At 40.2% G+C, this 24,682-nt stretch carries 18 protein-coding genes and 2 pseudogenes; 10 read left to right on the forward strand and 10 right to left on the reverse strand.

Going from position 1 to position 24,682, the window contains the following annotated elements; genetic code table 11:
• The first annotated feature begins 4 nt into the window (after window positions 1-4).
• Genes QI031_RS15585 through QI031_RS15595 form a run of 3 tightly spaced genes read left to right on the forward strand, consistent with a single transcriptional unit; the run spans window position 5 to window position 2,410 of the window.
• On the forward strand, window positions 5-1,453 hold the full coding sequence (locus QI031_RS15585) for an ATP-binding protein (protein ID WP_281480575.1): 1,449 nt from the start codon (window positions 5-7) through the stop codon (window positions 1,451-1,453).
• Between the two features lie 60 nt (window positions 1,454-1,513).
• On the forward strand, window positions 1,514-1,966 hold the full coding sequence (locus QI031_RS15590) for a DUF3531 family protein (protein ID WP_281480576.1): 453 nt from the start codon (window positions 1,514-1,516) through the stop codon (window positions 1,964-1,966).
• A gap of 12 nt (window positions 1,967-1,978) precedes the next feature.
• Window positions 1,979-2,410 carry an NUDIX hydrolase gene (locus tag QI031_RS15595; RefSeq protein ID WP_281480577.1) on the forward strand — a complete coding sequence of 144 codons (432 nt, stop codon included), beginning with the start codon at window positions 1,979-1,981 and terminating at the stop codon, window positions 2,408-2,410.
• Between the two features lie 55 nt (window positions 2,411-2,465).
• Here QI031_RS15595 and QI031_RS15600 read toward each other — a convergent pair.
• The 9 genes and pseudogenes from QI031_RS15600 to hemE form a co-directional block, all read right to left on the reverse strand.
• Window positions 2,466-3,459 (reverse strand): annotated as a pseudogene (locus QI031_RS15600) (IS1634 family transposase); the annotation flags it as partial.
• 268 nt (window positions 3,460-3,727) lie between these two features.
• Complete coding sequence (locus QI031_RS15605; protein ID WP_281480578.1) at window positions 3,728-5,056, reverse strand: hypothetical protein; 1,329 nt, start codon at window positions 5,054-5,056, stop codon at window positions 3,728-3,730.
• 673 nt (window positions 5,057-5,729) lie between these two features.
• Window positions 5,730-6,365: pseudogene (locus tag QI031_RS15610) on the reverse strand (restriction endonuclease subunit R).
• A gap of 11 nt (window positions 6,366-6,376) precedes the next feature.
• Window positions 6,377-6,931, reverse strand: coding sequence for a Uma2 family endonuclease (locus QI031_RS15615; protein WP_281480579.1), 555 nt, complete (start codon window positions 6,929-6,931; stop codon window positions 6,377-6,379).
• Between the two features lie 171 nt (window positions 6,932-7,102).
• Window positions 7,103-8,701, reverse strand: coding sequence for a B12-binding domain-containing radical SAM protein (locus tag QI031_RS15620; protein ID WP_281480580.1), 1,599 nt, complete (start codon window positions 8,699-8,701; stop codon window positions 7,103-7,105).
• 347 nt (window positions 8,702-9,048) lie between these two features.
• Window positions 9,049-10,008 (reverse strand): NAD-dependent epimerase/dehydratase family protein, encoded by a 960-nt coding sequence (locus QI031_RS15625; protein WP_281480581.1) that lies wholly within the window; start codon window positions 10,006-10,008, stop codon window positions 9,049-9,051.
• Window positions 10,009-10,156: 148 nt separating this feature from the next.
• A complete protein-coding gene (locus QI031_RS15630) occupies window positions 10,157-10,381 on the reverse strand; it encodes a type II toxin-antitoxin system HicA family toxin (protein WP_281480582.1) in 225 nt (74 codons plus the stop codon).
• Window positions 10,382-10,384: 3 nt separating this feature from the next.
• Complete coding sequence (locus QI031_RS15635; RefSeq protein WP_281480583.1) at window positions 10,385-10,594, reverse strand: type II toxin-antitoxin system HicB family antitoxin; 210 nt, start codon at window positions 10,592-10,594, stop codon at window positions 10,385-10,387.
• Window positions 10,595-10,723: 129 nt separating this feature from the next.
• Entirely contained in the window at window positions 10,724-11,785 is a 1,062-nt protein-coding gene (gene hemE / locus QI031_RS15640) for a uroporphyrinogen decarboxylase (protein WP_281480584.1), read from the reverse strand.
• A gap of 222 nt (window positions 11,786-12,007) precedes the next feature.
• Here hemE and QI031_RS15645 point away from each other — a divergent pair, with 222 nt between their 5' ends.
• The 3 genes from QI031_RS15645 (at window position 12,008) to QI031_RS15655 (ending at window position 15,848) form a co-directional block, all read left to right on the forward strand.
• Window positions 12,008-12,763, forward strand: a complete 756-nt coding sequence (locus QI031_RS15645) for a hypothetical protein (RefSeq protein WP_281480585.1) — start codon at window positions 12,008-12,010, stop codon at window positions 12,761-12,763.
• A gap of 34 nt (window positions 12,764-12,797) precedes the next feature.
• Window positions 12,798-14,867, forward strand: a complete 2,070-nt coding sequence (locus QI031_RS15650) for a S9 family peptidase (RefSeq protein WP_281480586.1) — start codon at window positions 12,798-12,800, stop codon at window positions 14,865-14,867.
• 90 nt (window positions 14,868-14,957) lie between these two features.
• Complete coding sequence (locus QI031_RS15655; protein WP_281480587.1) at window positions 14,958-15,848, forward strand: aspartoacylase; 891 nt, start codon at window positions 14,958-14,960, stop codon at window positions 15,846-15,848.
• A gap of 179 nt (window positions 15,849-16,027) precedes the next feature.
• Here QI031_RS15655 and QI031_RS15660 read toward each other — a convergent pair whose 3' ends face one another.
• Window positions 16,028-16,189, reverse strand: a complete 162-nt coding sequence (locus QI031_RS15660) for a Uma2 family endonuclease (protein ID WP_281480588.1) — start codon at window positions 16,187-16,189, stop codon at window positions 16,028-16,030.
• 196 nt (window positions 16,190-16,385) lie between these two features.
• Here QI031_RS15660 and QI031_RS15665 point away from each other — a divergent pair, with 196 nt between their 5' ends.
• From QI031_RS15665 to QI031_RS15680, 4 genes are all read left to right on the forward strand, one after another.
• Window positions 16,386-16,835, forward strand: a complete 450-nt coding sequence (locus QI031_RS15665; RefSeq protein WP_281480589.1) for a M67 family metallopeptidase — start codon at window positions 16,386-16,388, stop codon at window positions 16,833-16,835.
• A gap of 65 nt (window positions 16,836-16,900) precedes the next feature.
• The gene (gene moeB, locus QI031_RS15670; RefSeq protein ID WP_281480590.1) at window positions 16,901-18,073 is read left to right on the forward strand and encodes a molybdopterin-synthase adenylyltransferase MoeB; all 1,173 of its coding nucleotides are present in this window, start codon (window positions 16,901-16,903) and stop codon (window positions 18,071-18,073) included.
• A 247-nt stretch (window positions 18,074-18,320) separates the two neighbouring features.
• The gene (locus QI031_RS15675; protein ID WP_281480591.1) at window positions 18,321-18,566 is read left to right on the forward strand and encodes a hypothetical protein; all 246 of its coding nucleotides are present in this window, start codon (window positions 18,321-18,323) and stop codon (window positions 18,564-18,566) included.
• Window positions 18,567-19,053: 487 nt separating this feature from the next.
• Window positions 19,054-24,654 carry a translocation/assembly module TamB domain-containing protein gene (locus QI031_RS15680; protein ID WP_281480592.1) on the forward strand — a complete coding sequence of 1,867 codons (5,601 nt, stop codon included), beginning with the start codon at window positions 19,054-19,056 and terminating at the stop codon, window positions 24,652-24,654.
• Window positions 24,655-24,682 lie beyond the last annotated feature (28 nt).

The following is a 24,682-nucleotide window of genomic DNA, read 5'->3' on the forward strand; positions in this document are numbered from 1 at the left end:
AAAAATGGTTCCTCCTCACCTCACTCTTTCGCCAGAATTATTTGCCAGGGCTTTTCCATTCCATTTTGCATTTAATCGTAAGCGAGAAATTTTGCAGGCTGGAGATGTTTTAGAGCGTGTCAGTTCTAGCTCATTAGTTGGCAGTCAAATTGAACAGCATTTTAATATTAATCGTCCAAATATTGCAGTTGATTTTGACACCATTAATAAAAAATCACGCTCTCTTTTTCTTTTGGAATTTATCCATAATGGAATGCATCTCAAGGGTCAAATGATATATCAGCAAGACCAGGAAGTTATCTTTTTTCTAGGCTCTCCTTGGGTAACTGATACAGCCAGCCTAGCTCCTCTTGGCATTAAACTGAAAGATTTTGCAATTCATGACCCAATTACTGATTTTCTCTTTCTATTACAAGCTAAAAATGCTGCTCTAGCTGATACTGAAAAATTAACTACAGAACTCACCCATCAACGTACAGAATTGCAGAGTACGCTAAAAATTAAGGAGCATCTAACTAAAATTGCCCAAATGCAGGCTCAAAAACTGGAACAATCTCTTGAAGAACTCCAGAAAACCCAAGCCCAATTGATTCAGGCTGAAAAAATGTCCAGTTTAGGACAATTAGTTGCAGGAATAGCTCACGAGATTAACAATCCAGTTAACTTCATTTATGGCAATTTAAAATACATTAATGATTATACTAAAGACTTACTAAAGCTCGTGCTTCTTTATCAAAAATTTTATAAAAATCCTGAACCAGAAATTCAAAGTTTTATCAAAGTCATTGATTTAGATTTTGTACTTGACGACTTGCCTAAAATTATAAATTCTATGCAAGTAGGAACCGAACGTATCACAGAAATTGTTTTATCTCTGCGTAACTTTTCTCGTCTTGATGAGGCAGATATGAAAAGGGTTGATATTCATCAAGGTATTGATAGTACATTACTAATTCTACAGAGTCGGCTTAAAGAAAAAGCTGAACATTGTAAAATTGAAGTTGTCAATAATTATGGAAATTTACCTTTAGTCGATTGTTATCCTGGTCAACTAAATCAAGTATTCATGAATATTCTTAGTAATGCAATTGATGCATTAGATAGCCGTAACAGTGAATGTTCTATTACAGAAATTCGAGATAATCCTAATAAAATTACAATTACTACAGAAGTTTTAAAAACAAATTGTATTGCTGTCCGAATTGCTGATAATGGTTTAGGTATGACAGAAGCAGTTAAAAAACGACTGTTTGATCCATTTTTTACAACTAAACCTGTAGGTAAGGGTACAGGCTTGGGTTTATCAATCAGCTATCAGATTGTAGTGGAAAAGCATAAGGGAAAATTAAAGTGTGTATCACAACTCGGTAAGGGTACAGAGTTTTGTATTGAAATACCTTTATCGACAAACGATCAAGCTGCTAATTATTTTCAATCACTCAGTTTGGTTTAATAAATATCCTGACTTTGATATGCTGGTTTTCAGTGAGAGTAGTTGAGATATTTGACCGAAATGCAAATTCAGTTCCGCGAATTTAATCCATTTGATGTATGGATTTGGCTGAAATTTAGCACCATACCTTCGGGGCAGGAAAAGCAATATGTGGAAGAGGTTTTCAATTCCTGGTTTTATCTAGGTAAATTGGGTGCTTTTAATGCCGAAAATCTCCAGGTACAAGAAACAGGAGTTGATCTGAGCTACACGCCTTATGATCCGCAAGGGTATGACAAAAGCTTGCTAGCGCTAATGCACAACATGGGTGAGCTTGAATATGAAGGACAATGGGCGCGTTGCTGGTTTGACTTGGGAACTAGTGATGCGATCGCTTTGGATATTCTCATTAATGCCCTAACACAGCTAAGTGAGGAATATGTAGCTATTGAAGAATTGTACCTGGGCGGCGAAAATGAAGACTGGCCTATCGAAGATAGCGATAGCCGTTCTTACTCTATTTATGACAATTAATTAATTACAAAAATGAACAAACCAGGTGAAATTCGGCTGTTAGCCTTGGGGTTGATTCGAGATGGCGATCGCATCTTTGTTTCTGAAGGCTACGACCCCGTAAAACAAGAAACATTTTATCGCGCTTTGGGTGGTGGGGTTGACTTCGGCGAAACCAGTCGTGCAGCTTTAGAACGAGAATTTCAAGAAGAAATTCAAGCAGATTTAACAAATATTCGCTATTTAGGTTGTATCGAAAACTTGTTTACATTTAATGGTAGACAAGGGCATGAAATTATTCAGCTGTATCAATGTGATTTTGCTGACCCCAAGTTTTACCAATTAGAAAGCTTAATATTTTCTGAGTCAGAAACTCATAAACACAAAGCACTTTGGATAGACATTGCTCGTTTCAAATCTGGGAAGTTTAGATTAGTGCCGGAAGTGTTTTTTGAATACTTGTAAATATTGGGGCAATTTTTTTATAAAAACAATATTACAAGAAGCAAGAGAATTAGTGTTGTGCCTTATATTCACGCAAAACATCTTCGTCGCTAAGTTCGTTGGCATCAAGAACATTGGTGGCAAGAATAAACCTACCAGCCTGTTCTCTGGCAATGGTAATTACAGTTTCTTTGGGTATAATTTCAGCTTGAATTTGGTAAATTAGGGTAGGTTGAGAATCCTTATGGGGCAATACGATATCCTGGGATTTTAGTTGGTATAAATGCATCAATACTGATATTTCCTAACAGTTCTTTGGCAGCAGTTAGGGTTGCAGAAACTCGAGATACCCATTTTAATGAGATCATCATCTGCAAATTATCTTCAGTGTAAAGGGCTGCATCGGCAACAAATAAACCGTCTATTTGCCATTGTTTGTGGAAGTCAGTAATGAGTTTTCCAAACATGGCTGAATCTACTTCATTCCCATCTGCAACTCTTAAATATAAGGGTATATCTCCATCTCCACTACACATCAGGTAAAGGATAAATTGTTTCAAATCTGGTCGATGATCTCTAGAATAACCATATGTAATTGTAATTAATCCTGATTCGGCTTCGGCTTCATCATCAGTATCAGTTTGATAATTTACATGTACAGCAAATGAACTAGAATCCAGGTGGAAGCTGTCCATTTTCACTCCAAATTTACCTGCTGCTGATAGTGCAACTCGGATGAAAATTTCCGTTAATCCTGCATCATACAGTTTGTCTAAAACTCTTCCTAAGCGGTCATCGTTTAAATGTTCTGGTTGTATCCCCTCTCCCAATAAATGTTCGGTCGCAATCCCTTCAAAAAATTTCTCAAATAGATATAGTGGCGCACTGACAAAGCCTAAACCGTTGATAATCATTGCTTTGATCACCTGACCTGCACTGATGATTTCTTGAGGATGAGTTCCAAGTAGTTGGTCAATTTGCTCAACCAAACCCATTTCATCAATAATCCCTGCCACTATGCCCAAGTGATCGATATCTTGTACTTTGATTTGTGATGCTGAAACACTCATTTTTCAAAAATACAACATTTTGCAATTACACCTGCGGAATGTAGTACTTTGTCAAGATAATTTTGCTGGGTTAATGTGAAAAAGTCCAGTTCTTTTCTCCCCCTGCTTTCCCTGCTTCCCCTGCTTCCCCTGCCTGCCTCCACCTGTCATTTTTGGGTTGACAGACCAGTAGGTTTAATTCCTTGTTTCAGCAAACTTTACCGTCCCATAAAATGAATTTCCCGTTGTTAGTGTACTAACAACGGGAAATAATACAATTTTCTGTAAATTATCTAGAGGCGACTTGTGGCCCTGCCCAAACTTCTGTAACTTTTTGACCAAAGGTAATTGGTTGATCTGTATCTGTGGTATTTACTGTCTTACCGTCAGTACCAACTTGTACTAAAGGCCAATTCTCTTCACCTATTTCACCTGCACGAAACAAAACACGATCTGGTTGATTTTTACTCCAACCTAACAACACCGCAATCTTTTCATGTCCATCTTTTTCTTGAGATGGGGCAACAGTATTTGCATGATCTTTGTGACGATCCCAAATTACTGCTTGATCTGTAGCATCACCTGTGTTGAATACCCCTTCAAATTTACGTGCTAAAAAGCGATCGCTTTTTTCTGACCAGCTCACAGGAACTAATACCCCTATTTTACCATTTTTATCGTCTTGTTCTGACAAGGAAACATTTGTGGTTAATAAGGGATCATTTACAGAAGCAGTAGAAGCCATCACCCGCAACTTCTTGGTTTGCTGATCTTCTACAAATAAAACACTAGTAACTCTACTGTTATACATTTCGGGTTTTACTTCCATTTGTACCCTGCTATAAACCGCATACCTTCCATCAGGAGAAATCACAGGCACACTACGGTAATAGCGCACTCCAGAATTACCTTTAGTACCAATAGTTTCCTGAGTTGCTACAATCCATTTCCAAGGAATCGGATGAGGACTTCCTATGGGATCTGCTTGTACTGATTGTTCTTCATCAGGTTGTTCTGTGACAGGTGCTTCCGTTGTAGAGTTTGGTTGTGATTCTGTCAGAATTGGTGCTACTGGCGTAACGTGAACTGCTGCTAATGATTTTGTAACAGGAACTTTTTTTGACAGAGAATTATTTTCTTTTGCCAAAGATTGAATTTTTGCAGCTTTTAATTTTTGTACTAAATTTAATTTATTAACAGGAATCTCTGGAATTGGCGCAAGTTCCACTGCTGCTAATGTATCAGCAGCAGTTAAATTGCTACTTGATACAGAATAATCTTCTACTACCAAAGACTCTATTTTGTTCTCTTGTAATACTGGTACTTCCTCAACACCATCTATTGCCAACCGTGCAGAATTAGATTCTTCAGTTCTAGAGTCAACTTCAGATGGTTTTAATATTTCAGTTAAATCAGGCTGACTGACGGTAGCCATTTCCTGCGGTATGGAGTCAGAGTCTCCAGCTTCAGAAGTAACTTTTGCTACCGATTTTGATTGTTTCGCTGAGGTAGAGTGACCCGATGCTGCAATTAAAGGAGCAATCAGCATCACAACGACAAAATAATTGAGAAATGGTTGAACGCGGAACCATCCTGACAGCAAGAGGGGTTTAAGCATGTGTGGACTCTCTAGAGGGGTGGCTGCTGTATGAGGAGCAATGACTATGCAACAAAAGGGAGGTGATAATTACAGGTATAACAACAAACTCAAATATTTAATGGGATTATTTATTGAAGTTTGTAGATTTTTACAAAAATTCAGTATAACTGTTCATCTATGTACCTATTTTTTACGGGATTTTACGTAAATTATGCAAGCAGAAAGATGATGCAGATTCATTAACTAAATGACTGCATAAAACAGACTTTTGCTGCTCTTACATACTCAACCGCACCAAAACAATCGGCGTTGGTTAAAAAGTATTAAGCATATCGTGTAAAGCACAGATATTAACAGCACAGAATCGAGCAGAATATCCTGAACTGTTGGGAGTGGCGTTAGCAAATGCTAAACCGCAGGAGGTTTCCCTATTTATATCCTGCTACAACAGCACAGACCCTGATAACGGTAGAAGTGAGGCGTTGCTTTAAAAGCTGGGAAAGATGACGCACAACATATAATACTCGAAAAATACCGTTATTATCTATCTTGAGACATAATTTTTTTACAACTTGTTAAGTTGTGAGAACGCAATTCTATTTTATAGCTTTGTCAACAAAGAAAATTTGGCGTTGCATCAATGCGAGATATATTCATTTAACACAAGTATTTCCTTCTGTGAAAGGGATATTTACAGTTGACAAATTGCTTTGAGAACTTGTAGCGATTCAGTAGCACGGGAAGATTCCATAAAATGCAATAATGGCATTAATTGATAGATTGGCAACTCTTTTTGTTGGATATACACAAATTGATAATATTGTCCGTTGGTTACTAATCCCCAAACAGAATTTTGTTGCTGTAAGCTTTTATATATGTATGTCAGTAATTGAGGTAAACCCTCTGAGAAGGCAATGCTACTATTTTTAGATTCAATCAATAATATCCAAAAATAGGCATTAGCTGTTGTATGTTTAGCTTTAATTATAGCTAAAATATCCATCCTACCTTTAATTATTAAATCTTCATCTTCAACTTCAATATCAGCTATGTTTTCTTCTAAACAAATTTATAGAGGATAGCGATAAAATCCAGCTAACCTGAGTAATGGAGCAAGCACAAGAAACTTTATTTGACCTTCAGAAACTTTACCTGCTGTGAGATAGCGCCGAAAATCATCTCTAATTTGTAGAAGTTCTTGCTGTTCTTCTTCTGAGAGAGATGCTAAAGATAATAAAGGAGAAAATGAGTCACTGTAATGTTCTTGAAAGCCGAAAAGACGGTGAACATCATCTAAAGATAAATTACGGGTGTTGAGGATTGTCATTGATTTTTGTTTTATCCTTCTAACAATCGCTGTATGGAAACTGTAATTTCTGGAAATGCCAAAGGGCTGATTTCTCCTATTTTTAGTGTTACTTCAGAGCAATAATCGCCATTTACTGGTTCTCGAAAGATTTTGACTTGTCGATGTTTTAAATCTACAATCCAATATTCTTTAATGGCTGCGGCAGCATAGGCTTTGCGCTTGGCATTCAAATCTTTGCTTAAGCTACTATTAGCGTACTCGATGAGCCAAAAAATATTTTCCGGATAAGGGTGATGGGTGCGATAAATAGCTCGATGCGGTTCAACAATAGCTAAATCGGGTTGTGGTTCAGAACCGCTTTCAGGTAAGGTAATAGGCTTGGCATCTCGCACTAGTGCTTGCTTTCCTAGTAGTTCGCGTAAGTAATCAGCCGTATCAGTGTTGAGTTGGGCGTGTTCTGGCTTTTCTGGAGCCATGTTGATAACTTCTCCATTCAACAGTTCGACATGACGATCAACTAAAAGACCGACTTCGATCATTAGGTGATAGTCTGCTAGACTCCATTTAGCAGTAGTCACTGTCATGGTAAATCTTTCTCAACCCAGCAATTTTTTTATTTTGACATACTTTTATTTGCGCTCTTGCAAGTTTACTGGTTTAGCTGCTTGATCAGGAGCGATCGCTAATTATAAAATTCAATTTTTTAACTGGTAATTGATAATTTTGTAACTATTATTAATTACCAGTTTTTACACTTAACTAACTACTGCCTTTGGTTTTTCCTCTGTAGGTGTCTTCGCTGGTACATAAGGTTTTTCTACACCTTGTGCTAAATATTCAGCTAACTGACTTTCAATTTGATCGCGGACAATTTGACGATATTCTAAGAAATGTTCATTGTGAGCGCAAGAAGAAAGATAATGTTCGGCAACTCCTGGGTTATGCTTAATGATGCTGAACAAGTGATGCCAAAACTTCCAGCGGGTTTCGCGTTTGATTCCTTGTCGCCAAATTACAGTTAGCAGTGCTTTAACAATTATCCACTCTGGCATTTTGAACGGTGCTTTCCAACTTGGCGCACCCATCATCAAAAAACAACGATAGGTGCGATCCAAATATTTGACTGGATCATACAGAGTACAAAAGGCCTCAATATATTCTTTGCCAATATCTTCCAAAGGACGGGTAGGGATGAAGTTCATCAAAGTTGTTTGGTTGATATTGCCATCTTGATTTTCTCGCAGTCTTCCTTCTTTTTTCAAACGATGCCACAGTGCTGTGTTTGGTAGCGCTTGCAACATGGCAAAAGTAGTAGAAGGAATTGCGGCTTGTTCTGCAAAACGCACAATGCGATCGCCTGCACCTGCTTTTTCGCCATCAAACCCGATAATAAATCCTGCCATTGGGCGCAACCCTGCTTTAATAATGGTTTGCACCGCATCAGATAGGGAACTACGGGTATTTTGAAACTTCTTGGTCATTTGCAAACTGTCTTCATCTGGGGTTTCAATTCCCAAAAACACCGCCGCAAAACCAGATTCAACCATCAACTCCATCATTTCTGGATCTTGCGCCAAGTCAACCGAAGCTTCGGTATCAAAGCGGAAGGGATATTGATGTTCTGCCATCCAAACTTTCAACTCTTTCAGCAACAATTTAACATTGCGTTTATTGCCAATAAAGTTGTCATCCACCATGAATACACCGCGCCGCCAACCTAACTTATAAAGGTAATCTAATTCTGCCAATAGCTGTGCTGGGGTTTTGGTACGGGGTTTGCGACCGTAGAGAACAATAATATCGCAAAATTCGCATTGAAAAGGACACCCGCGCGAAAATTGCACCGACATCATGTCGTAGGCATTCAATTCTAATAAATCAAAGCGGGGTACTGGTGTGCTAGTGACATCAGGTTTTTCGGCGGTACGGAAAGTGCCAGATTTTTCTCCCCGTTGAATTGCCTCAACAAACATGGGTAATGTGATTTCCCCTTCATCGAGAATGAGGAAATCTGCACCGACATTTTCTACTTCATGAGGTACAGAGGTCGGGTAAGGACCACCCACTGCCACTAACTTACCGCGTTGCTTAGCTTCTTGAATTTGATCCAGTAAATCTTGTTTTTGGACAATCATTGCGGAGAACATGACTATATCTGCCCATGCCCATTCTGCTTCTGTTGCTGGACGGATGTTGCGATCAACGAGTTTAAATTCCCATTCTTGGGGCAAAATTGCCGCTACTGTTACCAAACCTAAAGGAGGTAACAAAACCTTACGGTCAACTAACTCTAGAATTTTTTCATAAGACCAAAAGGTTTTAGGAAATATTGGATATATCATTAAAACTCGCATATAGTATCAATCCTCACACTCTGATTGTGATCCCACTCTAACGAAAATAAGTACTAGTTGACTTTTTATTAAAGTTGTTATAGTTTACCGTTAATATTTTTGCCTAGCAATTACAGTACAGCAAACTATCCACACTGACTTGATAGTTAAGCTTGGTGTTCCAATTAAATGAGGGATCAAAATTAGTAGCGATCGCTAACTATTAACACATTAATTTACATTTTTACTCAAAAAGATACCTCATTTACTTATTGCTATTCAGGTCAAGGCAAGGTATTCACCGCCTAAAATTCATCCTCTACGAAATTGGTGGGAAGCTGCTTTAACTAATATTTGAAATTCTTTGTTTAATTTTCAGCGCCTTTAACACCATTGATTTTCAACACATCACTCATGGTTGCACAGTAATTTGGTAAGCAAAAACTAGCAGGATTGATGAAACTTTTATAAGTAAAATGACGATAGTTCATACAAAATCTATCCCAGTCTGCCATTTGAATGCGAAACACAGCGATGATTAAATTAGCTAATCCTAAAGATAAGGGAATGCGAAAGTAAATTTTTTTGCCTAGATAAGAGCAAAGTTGATTTACTGCTTGGTTGACAGTTAAAGGTTCTTGACCCAAAACAAACTGGCGTGGTTCGTGGTCATGGGGAGGATGATTAATCAAATATTGCACTGTGGTAGCAATGTCTCGCCCGTGGATAAAGTGGAAACTACCATCTACCTGTAAAAAGCGAATTAAGTTAACATATTTTGTAACTTCGGAAATACCCGATGTGAGATGAGAATAAGGTTTTTTGTCATCGCCGCCCAAAACTAAAGTCGGAAAAACTGTAGTAATTTTAGGTGCGATCGCTAGTTTCGATTTTAGCTGTAAGCATTCATATTTAGAACGAATATAATCTGTACCTATTTCTCCTGCTTCTTTGAGTGGTTGATTGTCACAACCCAAAACACTAGCAGTAGAAAAATATATTACCTGTTCGCAACGATCTGGATCTAACAGATTGAGTAATTCTAAAGTTTTATTGACATTAATATCAAATGTTTCTTCACCACCCCAAGCTGTTGCTGTCAGAACTGCAATATCAATTGTGGTCAGCAAGTCCGCAAAAAGGTGAATTTTTTGCATATCACCTTGCAAAACGGTGATCCCTGGACGTGCTTGAGTATCAACTTGTAACTTCTTTGGGTTTCTTACCAACAGAAATAGTTCGTGGTTTGTTTGTTGAATTAAGACTTCTGAAATGTAATGACCGACACAGCCACTTGCACCGGTAACTAAAATCCGTTTCTGGTTCATGATGAATGTTTTAAAAGCTAGGAGTTGAGAATTAAGTTAAATGTTCCGCAATAAAAATTTTTCGTACTGTGCAAACCATCACTGCAAAAGATGAAACCTCAGTAAAGCGCCAAAACTCTACATATCTGCTCCACTGCATTATTAAACTTTATCTTGCATCTAACATTTCTTCGATTGTCAAATCAATATCACTTGCGATTTGTCGTAGCAATCTTGATGATACGTCTCGACCTTTATGAAATGGAACTGTTGTACCTCGTCCATCTTCATGACGGAATTGCTTGTGTGAACCTTGGTGACGTATCTCTACAAATCCGATATTCTCAAGAATCCGAACAACTTCTTGAGGCTTGAGAACAGGAATCTGGCTCATGTTCTATCGAATTACAATTTGCTGTGTACCAACAAATTCAGTCTCAAAAGCTAGATTTTCATCTTCTAGCAACATCTCAATAACTTCACGTAAATTCTCATGTAACTCATCCCAGGTTTCACCTTGAGAATGCGCTCCAGGAAAACCAGGAACGTAGCCGACATATAAATTTGTATCAGAGTCGCGTTCAATGATCGCGGTAAAAGTTCTCATAAAAAATTGAATATCAATTATTAACAAAAGCAGGTAAGTAAGGGAGCAGAGTCGAATAAATACTATTTATTATCTCTTATCTACTACCTCTTGCCTCCTGCCGACACTCGCAGACTCGCTACCGCTTCGCTATCTTCCAACTCCTGCTGCATCAAGTTGTTTGGCTGTTTCAAAGAAAAATGCGACATTTTCTTCTGGTGTTTCTGGTAGGACACCGTGACCAAGATTGAGAATATGACCCCAGTTTCCAGCTTTGCGAACGGTATCAAGAATACGATCGCGGATAAATTCCTTGGAACCAAATAACACTCCTGGGTCAAGATTACCTTGCACTTTCACGTGTTTGCCTAATCTCGCCCGTGCATCTGCCATATCTACAGCCCAATCTACGGTGACAATATCTGCACCAGATTGTGCCATTCTCTCTAATACACCTGCACTGCCACTAACCAGCAGAATTAATGGTGTATCGGGGTGGGTTTGCTTGACTTGCTGGAAAACTCGCTTTTGATAAGGCAAAGCAAAAGTATCATAATCTTGAGGACTGAGTTGCCCTGCCCAAGAATCGAACATCTGCACAACTTGAGCGCCGCAATCAATTTGGTAGCGTGTATACACTGCGATCGCATCTGCTAATTTAGTTAATAGCTGATGCAATGTTGTGGGGTCAGAAAATGCCATATTTTTAATGATGGAGTAGGTTTTAGAACCTTTACCTTCCACCGCATAAGCAGCTAATGTCCACGGCGCACCCACGAAACCTAACACTGTTGATTGATTGCCGACTTCTTGACGCAACGCCTGCAAAATTGTCTTGATAAATGGTAAATCTGCTTCTGGTTCTAAGGGACGCAGGCGATCAATTTGTTCTTGAGTGCGAAGGGGCGAGTGAATAATTGGCCCTTTACCTTCGGCAATATCCATCTCAATGCCTAAACCAGGCAATGGGGTGACAATGTCGGAAAATAAAATTACTCCATCTGGTCTGAATGCTCTCCAGGGTTGCAGGGAGACTTCGATCGCTACTTCGGGAATTTCGGAGCGATCGCGGAATGAGGGGTATTTCTCCCTTAAGTCTCGATAGGCTTTCATATATCGTCCTGCTTGTCGCATCATCCATACAGGAGGACGATCTACTACTTCACCACGAGCAGCTCGTAGGAGATGAGGAGCCGTTAACGAAACACCCATTTAATACTTTTTCCTAAGTCATTTTTTTATGCCATTGTTTAGCTTATCATTCTGGGATTACGCTTTTTGCGAAGGCTAACATTAAAAGCATTTAAAGAGGGAACAGGAAACACTTCGGCTTACTTCGACTAAACTCAGTGCATCGCAGGGAAAAAGGGATATGAGGTGTACTGAATTTTTTCAAAATCAAATACCAGTCCAATAGTCGCTACTTAACTTTTTATGCAATCTGACTCTAATAGTCCTAGTCCTGCTCATGTTGCATCTACTAACAGCAATCTCAACTCTAGATTGTTGATCCCGCGATCGCAGCGACGAAGGTTTTTTTTCCAGTTTACCTTCATGACCGTCCTCGGATGGGTTGTGGGTGGCATTACTAGCATCGCTTTAGAAAGAATTATCCTGGCCAGCTTGGCATCTGTGGTTGCTAGTCAGCCGCAAGCGTGGAGCATTGTGATCAGATTGCTCAGTACTATGGTGTTTGCTATAGTTTTCAGTGCAGATCAAGCCATGATCGTACGTCGTTATCTTTCCGGTTGGCGATGGATGCTTGCTACCAGTGCAGGCTGGCTGATTGCTAGCAGCGTAGCCACAGCCTGGATTACCTACATTGCATCTATTGCTGCGTCATTAAGTGAAGCGTTAACTCCTGAAGTCAGTGTCATATTGGGATTTTTGTCAACAATTTCATACATTATTTCTGGAATTTGGTTAGGGCTTTTCCAATGGTTAGTATTGCGGCGTTACACAGCAGGCGCTTGGTGGTGGAATTTTCTGCCCTCCATTTCCTTTTTCTGCATCAGTCTGTTTGTTTGGTTGCTGTCTTTTGGGCAAAATTTGATTCCAGAAATGAATCGGACTGCGATATTGTATTGGAGCGAACAAGGATTTACGGCCGTTATTCTCGGAGTTATACCAGCAATTGGCTTGTGTACTTTGAAAAGAAACTCTCAGCGGCAAACTGAAATTTCTGTGTAGCTAGTTGTTAGGTATTTGTTATAGATTAGAAATTATGAATAAAGACAATGTTTTACAGAAAATCGTAGCGCCCCCTATTGCTGAACAACAGCCTCAAATTTTGGAATTGCATGGCGATCGCCGAGTAGACAACTACTTTTGGATGCGCGATAGCAGCAACCCGAAAGTGATTACCCATCTGCAAGCAGAAAACGCCCACACAGCGGCGATCATGGAGCATACGGAACCGCTACAATTCCAGCTTTACAACGAAATGTTGTCTCGAATTAAAGAAACAGATCTGTCAGTGCCATACCGTAAAGATGAATATTATTATTATTCACGCACTGAATCAGGAAAAGCTTATCAAATTTACTGTCGCAAACAAGGCAGTTTAGATGCTCCCGAAGAAATACTTTTAGATGAAAACGAATTAGCAGCAGGTTATGATTTCTTTGAATTAGGTGTATTCGCAGTCAGTCCTAATCACCAAATCTTAGCGTATTCAATAGATAGGAGTGGTTCTGAGCAATACACACTGTGTTTTCTGGATCTTACTACACATCAGTTATATCCAGAAACTATTCTTGATACTTATTTTTCTTTTGCTTGGGCAAATGATAACAAAACAGGATTTTACACCAAAATTGATGCTGCCAACCGTCCTTATCAACTATTCAGGCACACTTTAGGAACACCACCTACTCAAGATGTGCTAATTTATGAAGAATTGGATGATATTTATCATTTGTATGTTGGCAAAACCCGCAGCCAAGCATATATATTGATGGTTTTACAAAGCAGCATTACTACAGAAGTTCATTATTTAGATGCTAATGATCCCCAAAGCAAGTTTCAGTTAATTCATCCCCGTAAGACAGGAATAGAGTATAACGTCAACCATCACAGTGATTATTTTTATATCGTCACCAACGATGAAGCTATCAACTTTAAATTGGTGAAAACACCTGTAGCTTCGCCAGCAAAAGAGAACTGGCAAACTGTGATTCCCCATCAAGAAGATGTGATGCTCTCAGGGGTGAGTTTGTTTGCTAATCACTTAGTCATTTATGAAAGAAAGGGTGGACTGCAAACTGCCAAAGTGCAAAATCTCCCGACAGGTGAAGAACATAATATTACTTTTCCTGAACCAACATACTCATTTTTTGAAGGTAATAATCCTGAATTTAACACTAAGATTCTTCGTTTTCATTACACATCCTTAATTACTCCCCAGTCTGTCTTCGATTACAACATGGAAACAAGTCAGATGGAGTTGAAAAAACAGACAGAAGTTCTTGGTGGCTATGACAAAACCCAGTATCAAAGTCAGTGGTTGATGGCTACTGCTTTAGATGGGACACAAATTCCCATATCAATTGTGTACAAACAGGAACTGCAAAAAGATGGCAAAAATCCTTTGTTGCTCACAGGATATGGTGCTTATGGTTATTCTTATCCAGCATCGTTTTCATCAACTCAACTTTCACTGCTAGATAGGGGAGTCATATTCGCCATTGCCCATATTCGTGGCGGTGAAGAAATGGGACGCAAGTGGTATGAACAAGGCAAATTTTTGCAGAAAAAGAACACCTTTACAGATTTTATTGCTTGTGCTGAATATTTAATTGCCGAAAAGTGGACAGCAAGCGATCGCCTAGCAATTATGGGTGGTAGTGCAGGTGGTTTATTGATGGGAGCAGTGATCAATCTGCGTCCTGACTTGTTTAAAGTCGTAGTGGCTCATGTGCCTTTTGTAGATGTAGTAACTACAATTCTCGATACTTCTTTACCACTTTCAGCTCAAGAATGGGAAGAATGGGGTAATCCTAACGACAAAGTTTATTACGAATACATGAAATCTTATTCGCCCTACGATAATGTTGAAGCAAAAGATTACCCAGATTTATTGATTACTGCTGGATTAAATGATTCTCGCGTCAAATATTGGGAACCCGCTAAGTGGACAGCCAAACTGCGAGAACTCAAGACAGATCATAATATTCTGTTGCTGAAAACCAACATGGATGCTGGACATAGCGGTGCATCTGGACGTTACGAAAGTTTACGAGAACTAGCTTTTGAGTATGCTTTTATTTTGGATCGTTTAGGTTTAAGGAACTGAACAAATCAAAAAATATCCGAAAATTTCTAGTGATGTGGGTATCTTGCCCACTAATCACTGAATTAGTGTTACCTGAAAAAAATCGCCGTTATGAAAAAAATCAATCGAGTTGCGATTGTTGGCGGAACTCACGGGAATGAATTTACTGGAGCATACCTGATTAAAAAGTTTGAAAAACTTCCCAATCTCATTCAACAACCCAGCTTTGAAACTTTGACATTATTGGGCAATCCTCAAGCTTTTGCCGCAGGTAGGCGTTATATTGACAAAGACTTAAATCGCTGTTTTTTGCATACAAATTTACAAGATATTACACTCTCCAGCTATGAAGATATCCAGGCAAAAGCTATATACGAAATGCTGGTGCAGAAAGGTCAATCACAGGTTGATGTAATTATTGATTTACACAGTACCACTGCAAATATGGGGCTGAGTCTCATGCTAGGTAGTCATCATCCTTTGCTGTTGCAATTGGCAGCTTATCTAAGTTCGATCAATCCTTGGGTGAAAATTTGCTGGACACAACCCGAAAAAGGCAGTAATTTTCTGCGTTCCCTTTGTGAGTTGGGTTTTGTGATTGAAGTAGGGCCTGTAGCGCAAGGTGTTTTAAATGCAGAATGGTTTCAAAAAACAGAAGAACTAATTTACGCCATTTTGGAATTTCTAGAAAGAAGTAACCAAGGTTTAATTTTAGATTTCAATAGTACACTAACACTTTATCAATATTTGGAGACGATTGATTATCCCAGAGATGAACAAGGAGAAATTCAGGCAATGATTCACCCGCAACTTCAGTTTAGAGATTATCAACCACTTAATCCTGGTGATCCCATGTTTTTAACCTTAGATGGTCAGGCGATCGCCTATCAAGGAAAATCAACTGTCTATCCAATTTTTATCAACGAAGCCGCTTACTATGAAAAGGGTGTTGCCATGTATTTAACCCAAAAGCAAATGATGGATTTAGCCGGGAATTTATAATTAAGCGAAGCAACATCAGGCTAGAGGAGGGGCAACAGTTGTAACTCTATAGTAATCCGGTTTGATTCGGTGAATTTATTTGTGTAGGTAGGGAACAGGAAACAGGAAACAGGGAACAGTTAAGAAGGGATAGATATGTACTGAATCGTGTTCAAAAATCAAATAAGAGTCCTATATACTTACTTTATTAACCAGCTAAATAGATCATCTACTGTTAGTTGAAAGTCTTTAGCAAATTGCGGTACTGGTAACTGTGTCCCTGGTTTGTCATAAACAGTAGTCGGTTGATCTGCTAGATAAACAAACACAGATTGTTCAGCTGGATCAATCAGCCATCCCATCCCAGTTCCATGTTAACTCGCAGCCTTGCTTGATGCGATCGCTCTTGGATTTTGGCTAGAAGCATAGACAGTGAAAAAGAAAATACAGTATCTGCCGGACTGGATGATTGGATTGCTTTGGGGGTATTAAACCAAATTAAAAACAAGTGACAACTAACTATTGACAACTGACCCGCGTAGCGTAAACAAAATCTCCATGAGTATTCAACTTTTAAGCGAACATTTGCAAACTATCTATAACCATGCCGAAAGCACGTACCCAGATGAGTGCTGCGGCATAATCCTAGGTTATTTGGGTACTAGCAAAACAGTAGTAGAAGTTATGCCCACAGAAAATGCTTGGATTCAGGAGGCGGCTAACTTTCCCGGCGAAGTACAAAGTCAAGAACGACGATATGCGATCGCCCCCCAAGTCATGTTACAAGTACAAAAAACAGCACGGGACAACTCACTGAATATCATCGGCATTTATCACTCTCATCCTGATTATGCCGCTATACCCTCAGAATGCGATCGCATATATGCTTGGCCAGAATATTCATATATAATAGTTTCCGTTCAAAATAGCAAAGCTGATGATATTCAAAGCTGGAGTCTTGATCAGCATCATCAGTTTCAACCAGAGTTAATTAAAAATATTATTTAAAAACTGCCAAAAAATTATCGTTTTTCGATAGTATTAATACTCCGCGCCGACCCATAGAAACTGCTATGCTCAACCCCAATCTGGATGAAATTCAGTTAACCAAAGACGATTACGAACGCTACTCCCGCCACTTAATTTTGCCAGAAGTGGGACTAGAGGGACAAAAACGCCTCAAAGCTGCTAGTGTATTGTGTATTGGTACAGGTGGATTAGGTTCGCCACTGCTGTTATATCTTGCAGCCGCAGGTATCGGACGCATTGGTATTGTTGATTTTGATGTAGTCGATACTTCCAACCTGCAACGCCAAGTAATTCATGGTACATCCTGGGTAGGTAAACCCAAAATTGAATCAGCAAAACACCGCATTCACGAGATTAATCCCTATTGTCAAGTTGATTTGTACGAAACTCGTCTCAGTTCTGAAAACGCCTTAGATATAATCAAGCCCTACGATGTCGTCGTAGATGGTACTGATAATTTTCCCACTCGATATTTAGTTAACGATGCTTGCGTGTTGCTAGACAAGCCCAACGTCTACGGTTCGATTTTCCGTTTTGAAGGGCAAGCTACAGTATTTAACTACGAAGGTGGTCCGAACTATCGTGACTTGTACCCAGAACCACCACCACCGGGAATGGTTCCATCTTGTGCAGAAGGTGGTGTACTAGGAATTTTGCCGGGAATTATTGGACTCATCCAAGCCACAGAAACAGTTAAAATCGTCATGAAACAGGGTAATACCTTGAGTGGACGATTACTGCTATATGATGCCCTAGCAATGAAATTCCGGGAGTTGAAACTGCGTCCCAATCCTGTCCGCCCAGTCATTGAAAAACTAATAGACTACGAACAATTTTGTGGTATTCCCCAAGCTAAAGCAGAGGAGGCGAAACAGCAAATGGAAATAGCAGAAATGACTGTCACCGAATTGAAACAATTGCTAGATAGCGATGCCAAAGATTTTGTCCTGCTGGATGTCCGCAACCCTCATGAGTATGAGATTGCTAAAATTCCTGGTTCAGTTTTAATCCCCTTACCTGATATTGAAAACGGCGAAGGTGTTGCCAAGGTCAAGGAAATCTTAAATGGTCATCGTTTAATTGCTCATTGTAAAATGGGCGGACGTTCTGCTAAAGCCCTCGGCATCCTCAAAGAAGCTGGTATTGTCGGGACTAATGTCAAAGGCGGAATTACCGCTTGGAGTCGAGAAATTGATCCTGCGGTTCCCGAATATTAATACAACTTACGCGCAAGGATTACGATTTTACGTCATTACGTTCGCTCTTAGCGTTCCCACAGGGTGCAAAGCGTAGACGCATTAGCAGTGAAGCAGCGCAGTCTTGGGGGTTTCCCCCATGAGCGACTGCTGTTAGCGTAGCGGTAGCGAGCTTGCAAGCGTCACCCAGAGGGCTTCTCGTACCCTTAGGCTACCGTGTACACACAAGTCTTTTAGAGTTGCTGTGTAACATCAGGTAGGTTAATTTTTGCAGGTCAGTACAATCGCATTGTTAGTCGAGACATTGGTATTGTCAGCCGATATAATCCCATTGTTAGTTGAGACATTAGTATTGTCAGCCGATACAATCCCATTGTTAGTTGAGACATTAGTATTGTCAGTCGATACAATCGCATTGTCAGTCGAGACATCGGTATTGTCAGTCGATACAATCGCATTGTCAGTCAATGGGGCAGTTTTAGATGACTTGTGTGTACACCGTAGGTACCCTTAGGGGGAAGCAAGCTACGTGTAATGCCTTCGTAAGGATAAGAGTAGTAATCGCAAAGGCTTAGTTTTCGTCACCAGTACGTAAGTCCTAACTAATTCTAAATTGTTTGTATTTCAAGAATTACCAGCCCTAGATTGATTGAAGGGCTGGTTTTTAATAATGTGTTTTGTCAATTCAATACCTTCATCAGTTTTTTAACGCTAACTGAACCATATTGCCTTAACAAACTGAACTGTTGAGGCAAGCTGTTCTTGAGCAAGGAAAGAAGAATACTAGACAATAACTTCCTTTGCTCCATGCTTCAAGAGCTTAAAGGAATCTTTTAATACATCCTAACTTTTGGATGCACTAGTAGACAAAATGGCTATCCTTTGAAAGAATGACCTTACAATCATATATCTTAAAAAAGTTTTTAGAATTTACTGTAAACAACTATGTTGTTTTCGGGTATTCAATAATCTGTTACTCGATCGCAGCACTGATATCGACAATGACAAACTCTCCAAATCCCGAAAACGATCAGGAATCATCCAATCGTCGTCTGTTGCTTCTTCTCTTAGGACGTACCAGTCTGGCTTTAGGTGTGGTTTTACTCATTGGAATTGCAATTGGTGCTTGGTGGGCTAGAAATTACGTATATAAAGATTTAGCACCATTAGTAGAGAAAAACCTTGAGGATTTACTAAGCCGTCCAGTCAAAGTTGGGCAAGTAGAAAGTTTTTCCCTCTCTGGTCTCAGGTTTAGCTCTCTAGCAATACCAGCAACTCCTACAGATGCAGACCAAGTAACAGCAAAAGCATTAGATGTAAAATTCTCTCCTTTGCAAGTCCTCTTCAATAGAAAGCTGGTATTAGATGTCACATTAGTTCAGCCTGATGTCTATATTCAACAGGATAAAGACGGTCGTTGGGTGACAGCTCAGGTAAAATCTGGAGAAGGCAAAGGTTTTATTCAAACCCAATTGCAAACACTGCGGATTCAAAATGGCGATGTAGAATTAATGCCATTTGCCGCACCAACAAAACCAAAAGGTTCAGTAGTATTAGATCAATTCGGTGGTATTGCCCGATTTTCACCTGATAATCAAAAAATTAGTTACGATATTAATGCCCAACCCACCAGGGGAGGCACAGTTAAAATTGTTGGTCAAACACAACCCAAAGCCCAACAAACTAATCTCCAGGTTTCAGTACAAAATTTCCCAGCATCTAATATTAGTCGATTAATTGATTTGCCAGTTGCTTTGCAAGCAGGGCGCTTAAATGCTGATTTAGCTGCTGAAATTCCAGCAAATTTGTCCAAAACAGAAGTTACAGGAACAGCTACAGCTAATCAAGTCACTGCCAAAATTCAAAACATTCCTCAGCAAATTTCTAATTTTAATGGCAGATTTGCATTTCAGGGTCAGACAGTTGCTTTAGAAAACCTCAATACAAATTTTGGCAAAGTTCCGATCGCAGCTAATGGCACAATTAGTAACCAAACAGGTTTTAATGTTTCTGCTCAGATTAAACCAGTTAGTGCAAAAAATATCTTAGATACATTAAAAGTAAAATCTTCAGTCCCAGCGACTGGGGAAGTTAGAGCAGATGTGCGGGTGCAAGGGGCGATTCAACAGCCAATCGTCAGTGGTACAGTAAACAACACAAAACCAATTCAAGTTGACCGCCTGTTATTTCAAACAGTTAATACTGACTTCCGCTTGAATGTAGATAAAACTGCATCAAAAGTTGTAGTTTCCAATTTGAAATTAGTCCCAGCCGCAGGCGGTCAAATTACAGGCGGTGGTCAAGCTACACTGGGAGATCAAAGTAAAGTATTATTTAATGCTCAAGTTGACGGCATTTCCGGGGATATACTAGCACGAAACTACGGTGTAAATTTACCGATCGCAGTTGGCAATGTCTCAGCCAAAGCCCAAGTTTCTGGTTCCCTAAATCAACAACCATTGGCACTTAACATTTCCACTGTACAAGTAACACCGCCTACAGGGGGGCAAATCACAGCCAGCGGTCAAATTCAACTCGCACCCCAAGGACGGGTAGCTTTAGGTATTCAAGCCCAAAATTTACCAGGAAATGCGATCGCTCAAGGTTACAATGTTTCGACTCCGGTTAATATTGGGGGAATATCTGCAAAAGCGACAATTTCTGGTGATCTGGGTACACCATTAAATGTGAATGTTGCTAGAGTGCAGGCAACTCCCGAAGTTGGAGGACAAATTACAGCCAATGGTCAAATTCAACTTGCACCCCAAGGTCGGGTAAATTTGAATATCCAAGCTCAAAATTTACCAGGGGATGCGATCGCTAGAGCATATAATTCTTCACCTAACATTACTATTGGTACTGTTGCGGCTAATGCTCAAGTTTCCGGCACTTTAAACAATTTGCGGACAGTAGCGCAGGTACAAGCACCAGGGGCGACTTATCCCATTCGCGGACAAGCTGTAATTACTCAACAAGGCAAGAGAATTGTTGTACCCAATGCTGTTTTAAATGTGGCAGGTGGGACAATCACAGCTAAAGCTCAAGTAGTACAACAACGCTGGCAAGCTTTTGTCAATGCTCAAAAATTGCAGTTAAGCCGTTTGGCTCAGATACCGCCACAGTTCCAAGGGATTTTAAATAATGCAGCCTTGAATTTGTCAGGCAGCACCACTGCTTTGCAACCCTCAAACATTCAAGCTAGAGGACAAGCTAACTTGAGTGTCGCTGGAGGTGAAGTTAACGTCAGCCAGATTAACCTTAATGATGGTCGCTGGCGAGTGTTAGCCAATCTTGACCAAATTCAACTCAACCGTTTTTCACCACAGTTGCAAGGAAGACTCAATAGTAATGTTCAGTTAGCAGGCACAACGGCATCCTTTGCGCTACCAGATATTCGAGCCAATGCCAAAATTCGAGTTCCCCAAGGGGTAGCACCGCTAGCACAACCACTGACAGCCCAAGTGCAATGGAACGGTAAACAGATTATAGTCCAAAACGCATCTACCCCAGGACTGAATGCAAGTGGAGCGATCGCAGTTCAATTCCCCGAAACTGGTACACCCGAAATTGCTGGCTTGAATTTAGATGTGGTAGCCCAGAATTTCAACCTGCAAAATACTGGCTTTAATGTTCCTGGAGATATTGCTCTAGCAGGGCTACTCGATTTTAATGGACAAATCACAGGCACTCCCGCGGTTCCTAACGCCAGTGGTAATATCCGGCTGCGGAATTTCCAGGTTAGTGACTTGAAATTTGACCCAGTTTTAGCTGGAAACGTTAACTTCCAAGGAGGACAAGGAGGAAGACTGCAACTGGCAGGGACAGAAGATCAAATTGCTCTTAACTTGAATGCCAATTATCGCCCGACTTCATTTTTATTTCGCGCCGATGGAGCAGTCGCCACGGGTAGAACCGAGGGAGATAACTTAATTGTCAATGCTCAAAACTTTCCCATTGCTTTGGCTAGCGGCTTCTTACCTAACAATCAATTGCAACCACTGGGGGGAAAACTATCCGGCAATTTAGCTGTTAATTTAAATAATTATGCCCTAGCTGGAGATGTGGCGATCGCTCAACCTCGTGTTGGCAGAGTTACAGCAGATGCGTTTCGAGGTAACATCAATTATGCCGATGGTGCTGCTAGCTTGGCGAATGGTCAACTGCAAATAGGAGATAGCAATATTGCCTTGAGTGGCAATGTCCAAACCGGAAACGACCCGCAATTTCAAGTGCAAGCTGATTTCGCGCAACTGAGAATCCAAAAACTCTTACAATCCTTTAATATCTTCGATTTTCAAGACCTTGGTGGAGGATTAGAATCTCCAGATTTGGCTGGGGCAAATGTCCTCGACACTGTGCCGATTAATTTGCCTAACGCAGACTTAATCTCACAATTAAAATATTTTTCCCAAATAGAAACATTAACAGCTAGACAACAGCAAGCAGAAGAAGCACAAACAACAGCGGCTTTACCCCCCCTGACAGAACTAATAGGTGCATTAAGTGGAGCAATTCAAGCTAGAGGCTCATTGAAGTCTGGGTTAAATGTCGGTTTTAATTTGCAAGGTGATAATTGGCAATGGGGTAACTATTCTATTAACGAAGTTGTTGCTAATGGCACTTTTGCAGATGGTATCGTCACCCTATCACCATTGCGTGTTGGTATAGATCAAGGATTAGTGGCTTTTTCCGGACAGTTAGGAACTGAGCAATTGTCTGGAAATTTAAGCGTAGCCAGTTTACCCTTGTCACTTGTCCAGCCTTTTATCGAAAAATACCCGATAGATGTCACTGGTGAGGTGAATGCTAACGCCACCTTAGGAGGTAGTTTAGAAGATCCCAATGTTAAGGGAGAAGTAGCGTTAGCAGATGCAACTTTAAACCAACAACCAGTACAAACAGCCCAGGTAAACTTTGACTACGATAATGCGCGGTTGAATTTTGACAGTACTTTGTTGGTGACAGGAAACCAGCCAGTGGCAGTTACAGGTAGCGTACCTGCTCCGTTGCCTTTTGTCACAGCCCAACCAGACAGCAATCAAATTAGTATCAACGCCAGTGTCAATAATGAAGGTTTGGCATTATTAAACTTGTTTACTAACAATCAAGTTGCTTGGGTCGATGGTCAAGGGCAAGTGGATGTCAACGTCCAAGGTACTTTAAATCAGCCAATTGTTAACGGTAATGCCACACTTAATAATGCCACTGTTCGCGCTCAAGCCTTATCTGAACCTCTAACGAATATCACAGGGACACTGCAATTTAATGGCAATACGCTCAATGTTCCAGGTCTTCAAGCTAATTATAATCAAGGGCAAATCAGCGCATCAGGAATCCTGCCGGTTTTTTCTCCTCAACCAGGCATATCAAATCCTTTCAGAGTATCAATTGCAGACAAATTAGATTTTAAACTGCCAGAATTGTATGAAGGCGATGTTAGCGGTGATGTTGTTATTCAAGGAACAGCACTCAAACCGCAAATTGGCGGAGAAATTACGCTGAGTGATGGTCGTGTCATTATTGGAAGTTCGGCTACTGCTGGCTCAAATCCAGGCGCGACAACAGAAGGTAATAATAGTGCAGGAACTAAAGCAATAGCTAGTACTAGTGCTACCACGTCATCTGGTTCAAATCTAGCTGCGACAACAGAAGGTAATAACGGTGCAGGAACTAAAGCAGTCGCTAACACTAGTCCCACCACTTCATCCAAGTTACCTATTAGCTTTAACGATTTACGGATCATCTTAGGCGACGATGTGAATGTTACCACTACATCTCTACTAGACTCCGTACCAGGAGGAGCCTTGTTTAGCCAGCCTATAGTCAGCTTTCAAACAAAAGGCGACTTAACTCTTAACGGAACTTTAGCCAATCCTCGCCCTCAAGGAGTCATTAATTTAACAGGAGGACGAATCAGCTTATTTTCAACTGAGTTTACCTTGGCAAGAGGCTATGAACAAACTGCCACATTTACTCCTAGTGAAAGACTTGACCCTATCTTAGATGTTCGACTGGTGGCAATTGTACCTGAAGCATCGGCAGTAGGTAATCGAATTTTGGAATCACCTTTTTCTTCGGAAGTCAGTGACGTTCAGGCCACCAGTTTTGGGACTTTACGTACTGTTCGAGTTCAAGCCAGCGTCAACGGGCCAGCTAGTGAATTAAATGAAAATTTGGAATTGACGAGTGAACCTCGCCGTAGTGAATCAGAAATTGTAGCTCTCTTGGGTGGCTCTATTCTCGGTGGTTTTGGTCAAACAGACGCTACACAAGGGCTGACTAATTTTGCTGGCTCTACTATTTTAGGTGGTTTACAAGGAACCATCACTGCTGTAGGACAAGCGATTGGTTTTAGTGAATTTCGGATATTTCCTACTCCTGTCACTAGTGAATCATCTACAGCCTCGATTCTTGATTTATCGGCAGAGGGTGTGTTTAATATCAATAGAAATTTCTCTGCTTCTTTATCGCGGCCTTTGTCTAATGATGGGTCTCTCCGTTACAATCTGCTTTATCGACTCAACGACCAAATTTTACTCCGAGGCTTAACTAATTTGGGAGATGAAAATCAATTACTTTTTGAATATGAAAGCCGATTCTAATGTATTGATGGTGATTAGATCCCCGACT

Origin of the sequence: Halotia branconii CENA392 (assembly GCF_029953635.1) — a bacterium.
In the GTDB taxonomy this organism is placed as follows: Bacteria; Cyanobacteriota; Cyanobacteriia; order Cyanobacteriales; family Nostocaceae; genus Halotia; species Halotia branconii.

What these genes read in the sequence shown, in the direction of transcription:
- QI031_RS15585 (WP_281480575.1), top strand. Translation starts at nt 5, where the DNA reads ATGGTTCCTCCTCACCTCACTCTTTCGCCAGAATTATTTGCCAGGGCT.
- QI031_RS15590 (WP_281480576.1), top strand. Translation starts at nt 1,514, where the DNA reads ATGCAAATTCAGTTCCGCGAATTTAATCCATTTGATGTATGGATTTGG.
- QI031_RS15595 (WP_281480577.1), top strand. Translation starts at nt 1,979, where the DNA reads ATGAACAAACCAGGTGAAATTCGGCTGTTAGCCTTGGGGTTGATTCGA.
- QI031_RS15605 (WP_281480578.1), bottom strand. Translation starts at nt 5,056, where the DNA reads ATGCTTAAACCCCTCTTGCTGTCAGGATGGTTCCGCGTTCAACCATTT.
- QI031_RS15615 (WP_281480579.1), bottom strand. Translation starts at nt 6,931, where the DNA reads ATGACAGTGACTACTGCTAAATGGAGTCTAGCAGACTATCACCTAATG.
- QI031_RS15620 (WP_281480580.1), bottom strand. Translation starts at nt 8,701, where the DNA reads ATGCGAGTTTTAATGATATATCCAATATTTCCTAAAACCTTTTGGTCT.
- QI031_RS15625 (WP_281480581.1), bottom strand. Translation starts at nt 10,008, where the DNA reads ATGAACCAGAAACGGATTTTAGTTACCGGTGCAAGTGGCTGTGTCGGT.
- QI031_RS15630 (WP_281480582.1), bottom strand. Translation starts at nt 10,381, where the DNA reads ATGAGCCAGATTCCTGTTCTCAAGCCTCAAGAAGTTGTTCGGATTCTT.
- QI031_RS15635 (WP_281480583.1), bottom strand. Translation starts at nt 10,594, where the DNA reads ATGAGAACTTTTACCGCGATCATTGAACGCGACTCTGATACAAATTTA.
- hemE (WP_281480584.1), bottom strand. Translation starts at nt 11,785, where the DNA reads ATGGGTGTTTCGTTAACGGCTCCTCATCTCCTACGAGCTGCTCGTGGT.
- QI031_RS15645 (WP_281480585.1), top strand. Translation starts at nt 12,008, where the DNA reads ATGCAATCTGACTCTAATAGTCCTAGTCCTGCTCATGTTGCATCTACT.
- QI031_RS15650 (WP_281480586.1), top strand. Translation starts at nt 12,798, where the DNA reads ATGAATAAAGACAATGTTTTACAGAAAATCGTAGCGCCCCCTATTGCT.
- QI031_RS15655 (WP_281480587.1), top strand. Translation starts at nt 14,958, where the DNA reads ATGAAAAAAATCAATCGAGTTGCGATTGTTGGCGGAACTCACGGGAAT.
- QI031_RS15660 (WP_281480588.1), bottom strand. Translation starts at nt 16,189, where the DNA reads ATGGGATGGCTGATTGATCCAGCTGAACAATCTGTGTTTGTTTATCTA.
- QI031_RS15665 (WP_281480589.1), top strand. Translation starts at nt 16,386, where the DNA reads ATGAGTATTCAACTTTTAAGCGAACATTTGCAAACTATCTATAACCAT.
- moeB (WP_281480590.1), top strand. Translation starts at nt 16,901, where the DNA reads ATGCTCAACCCCAATCTGGATGAAATTCAGTTAACCAAAGACGATTAC.
- QI031_RS15680 (WP_281480592.1), top strand. Translation starts at nt 19,054, where the DNA reads ATGACAAACTCTCCAAATCCCGAAAACGATCAGGAATCATCCAATCGT.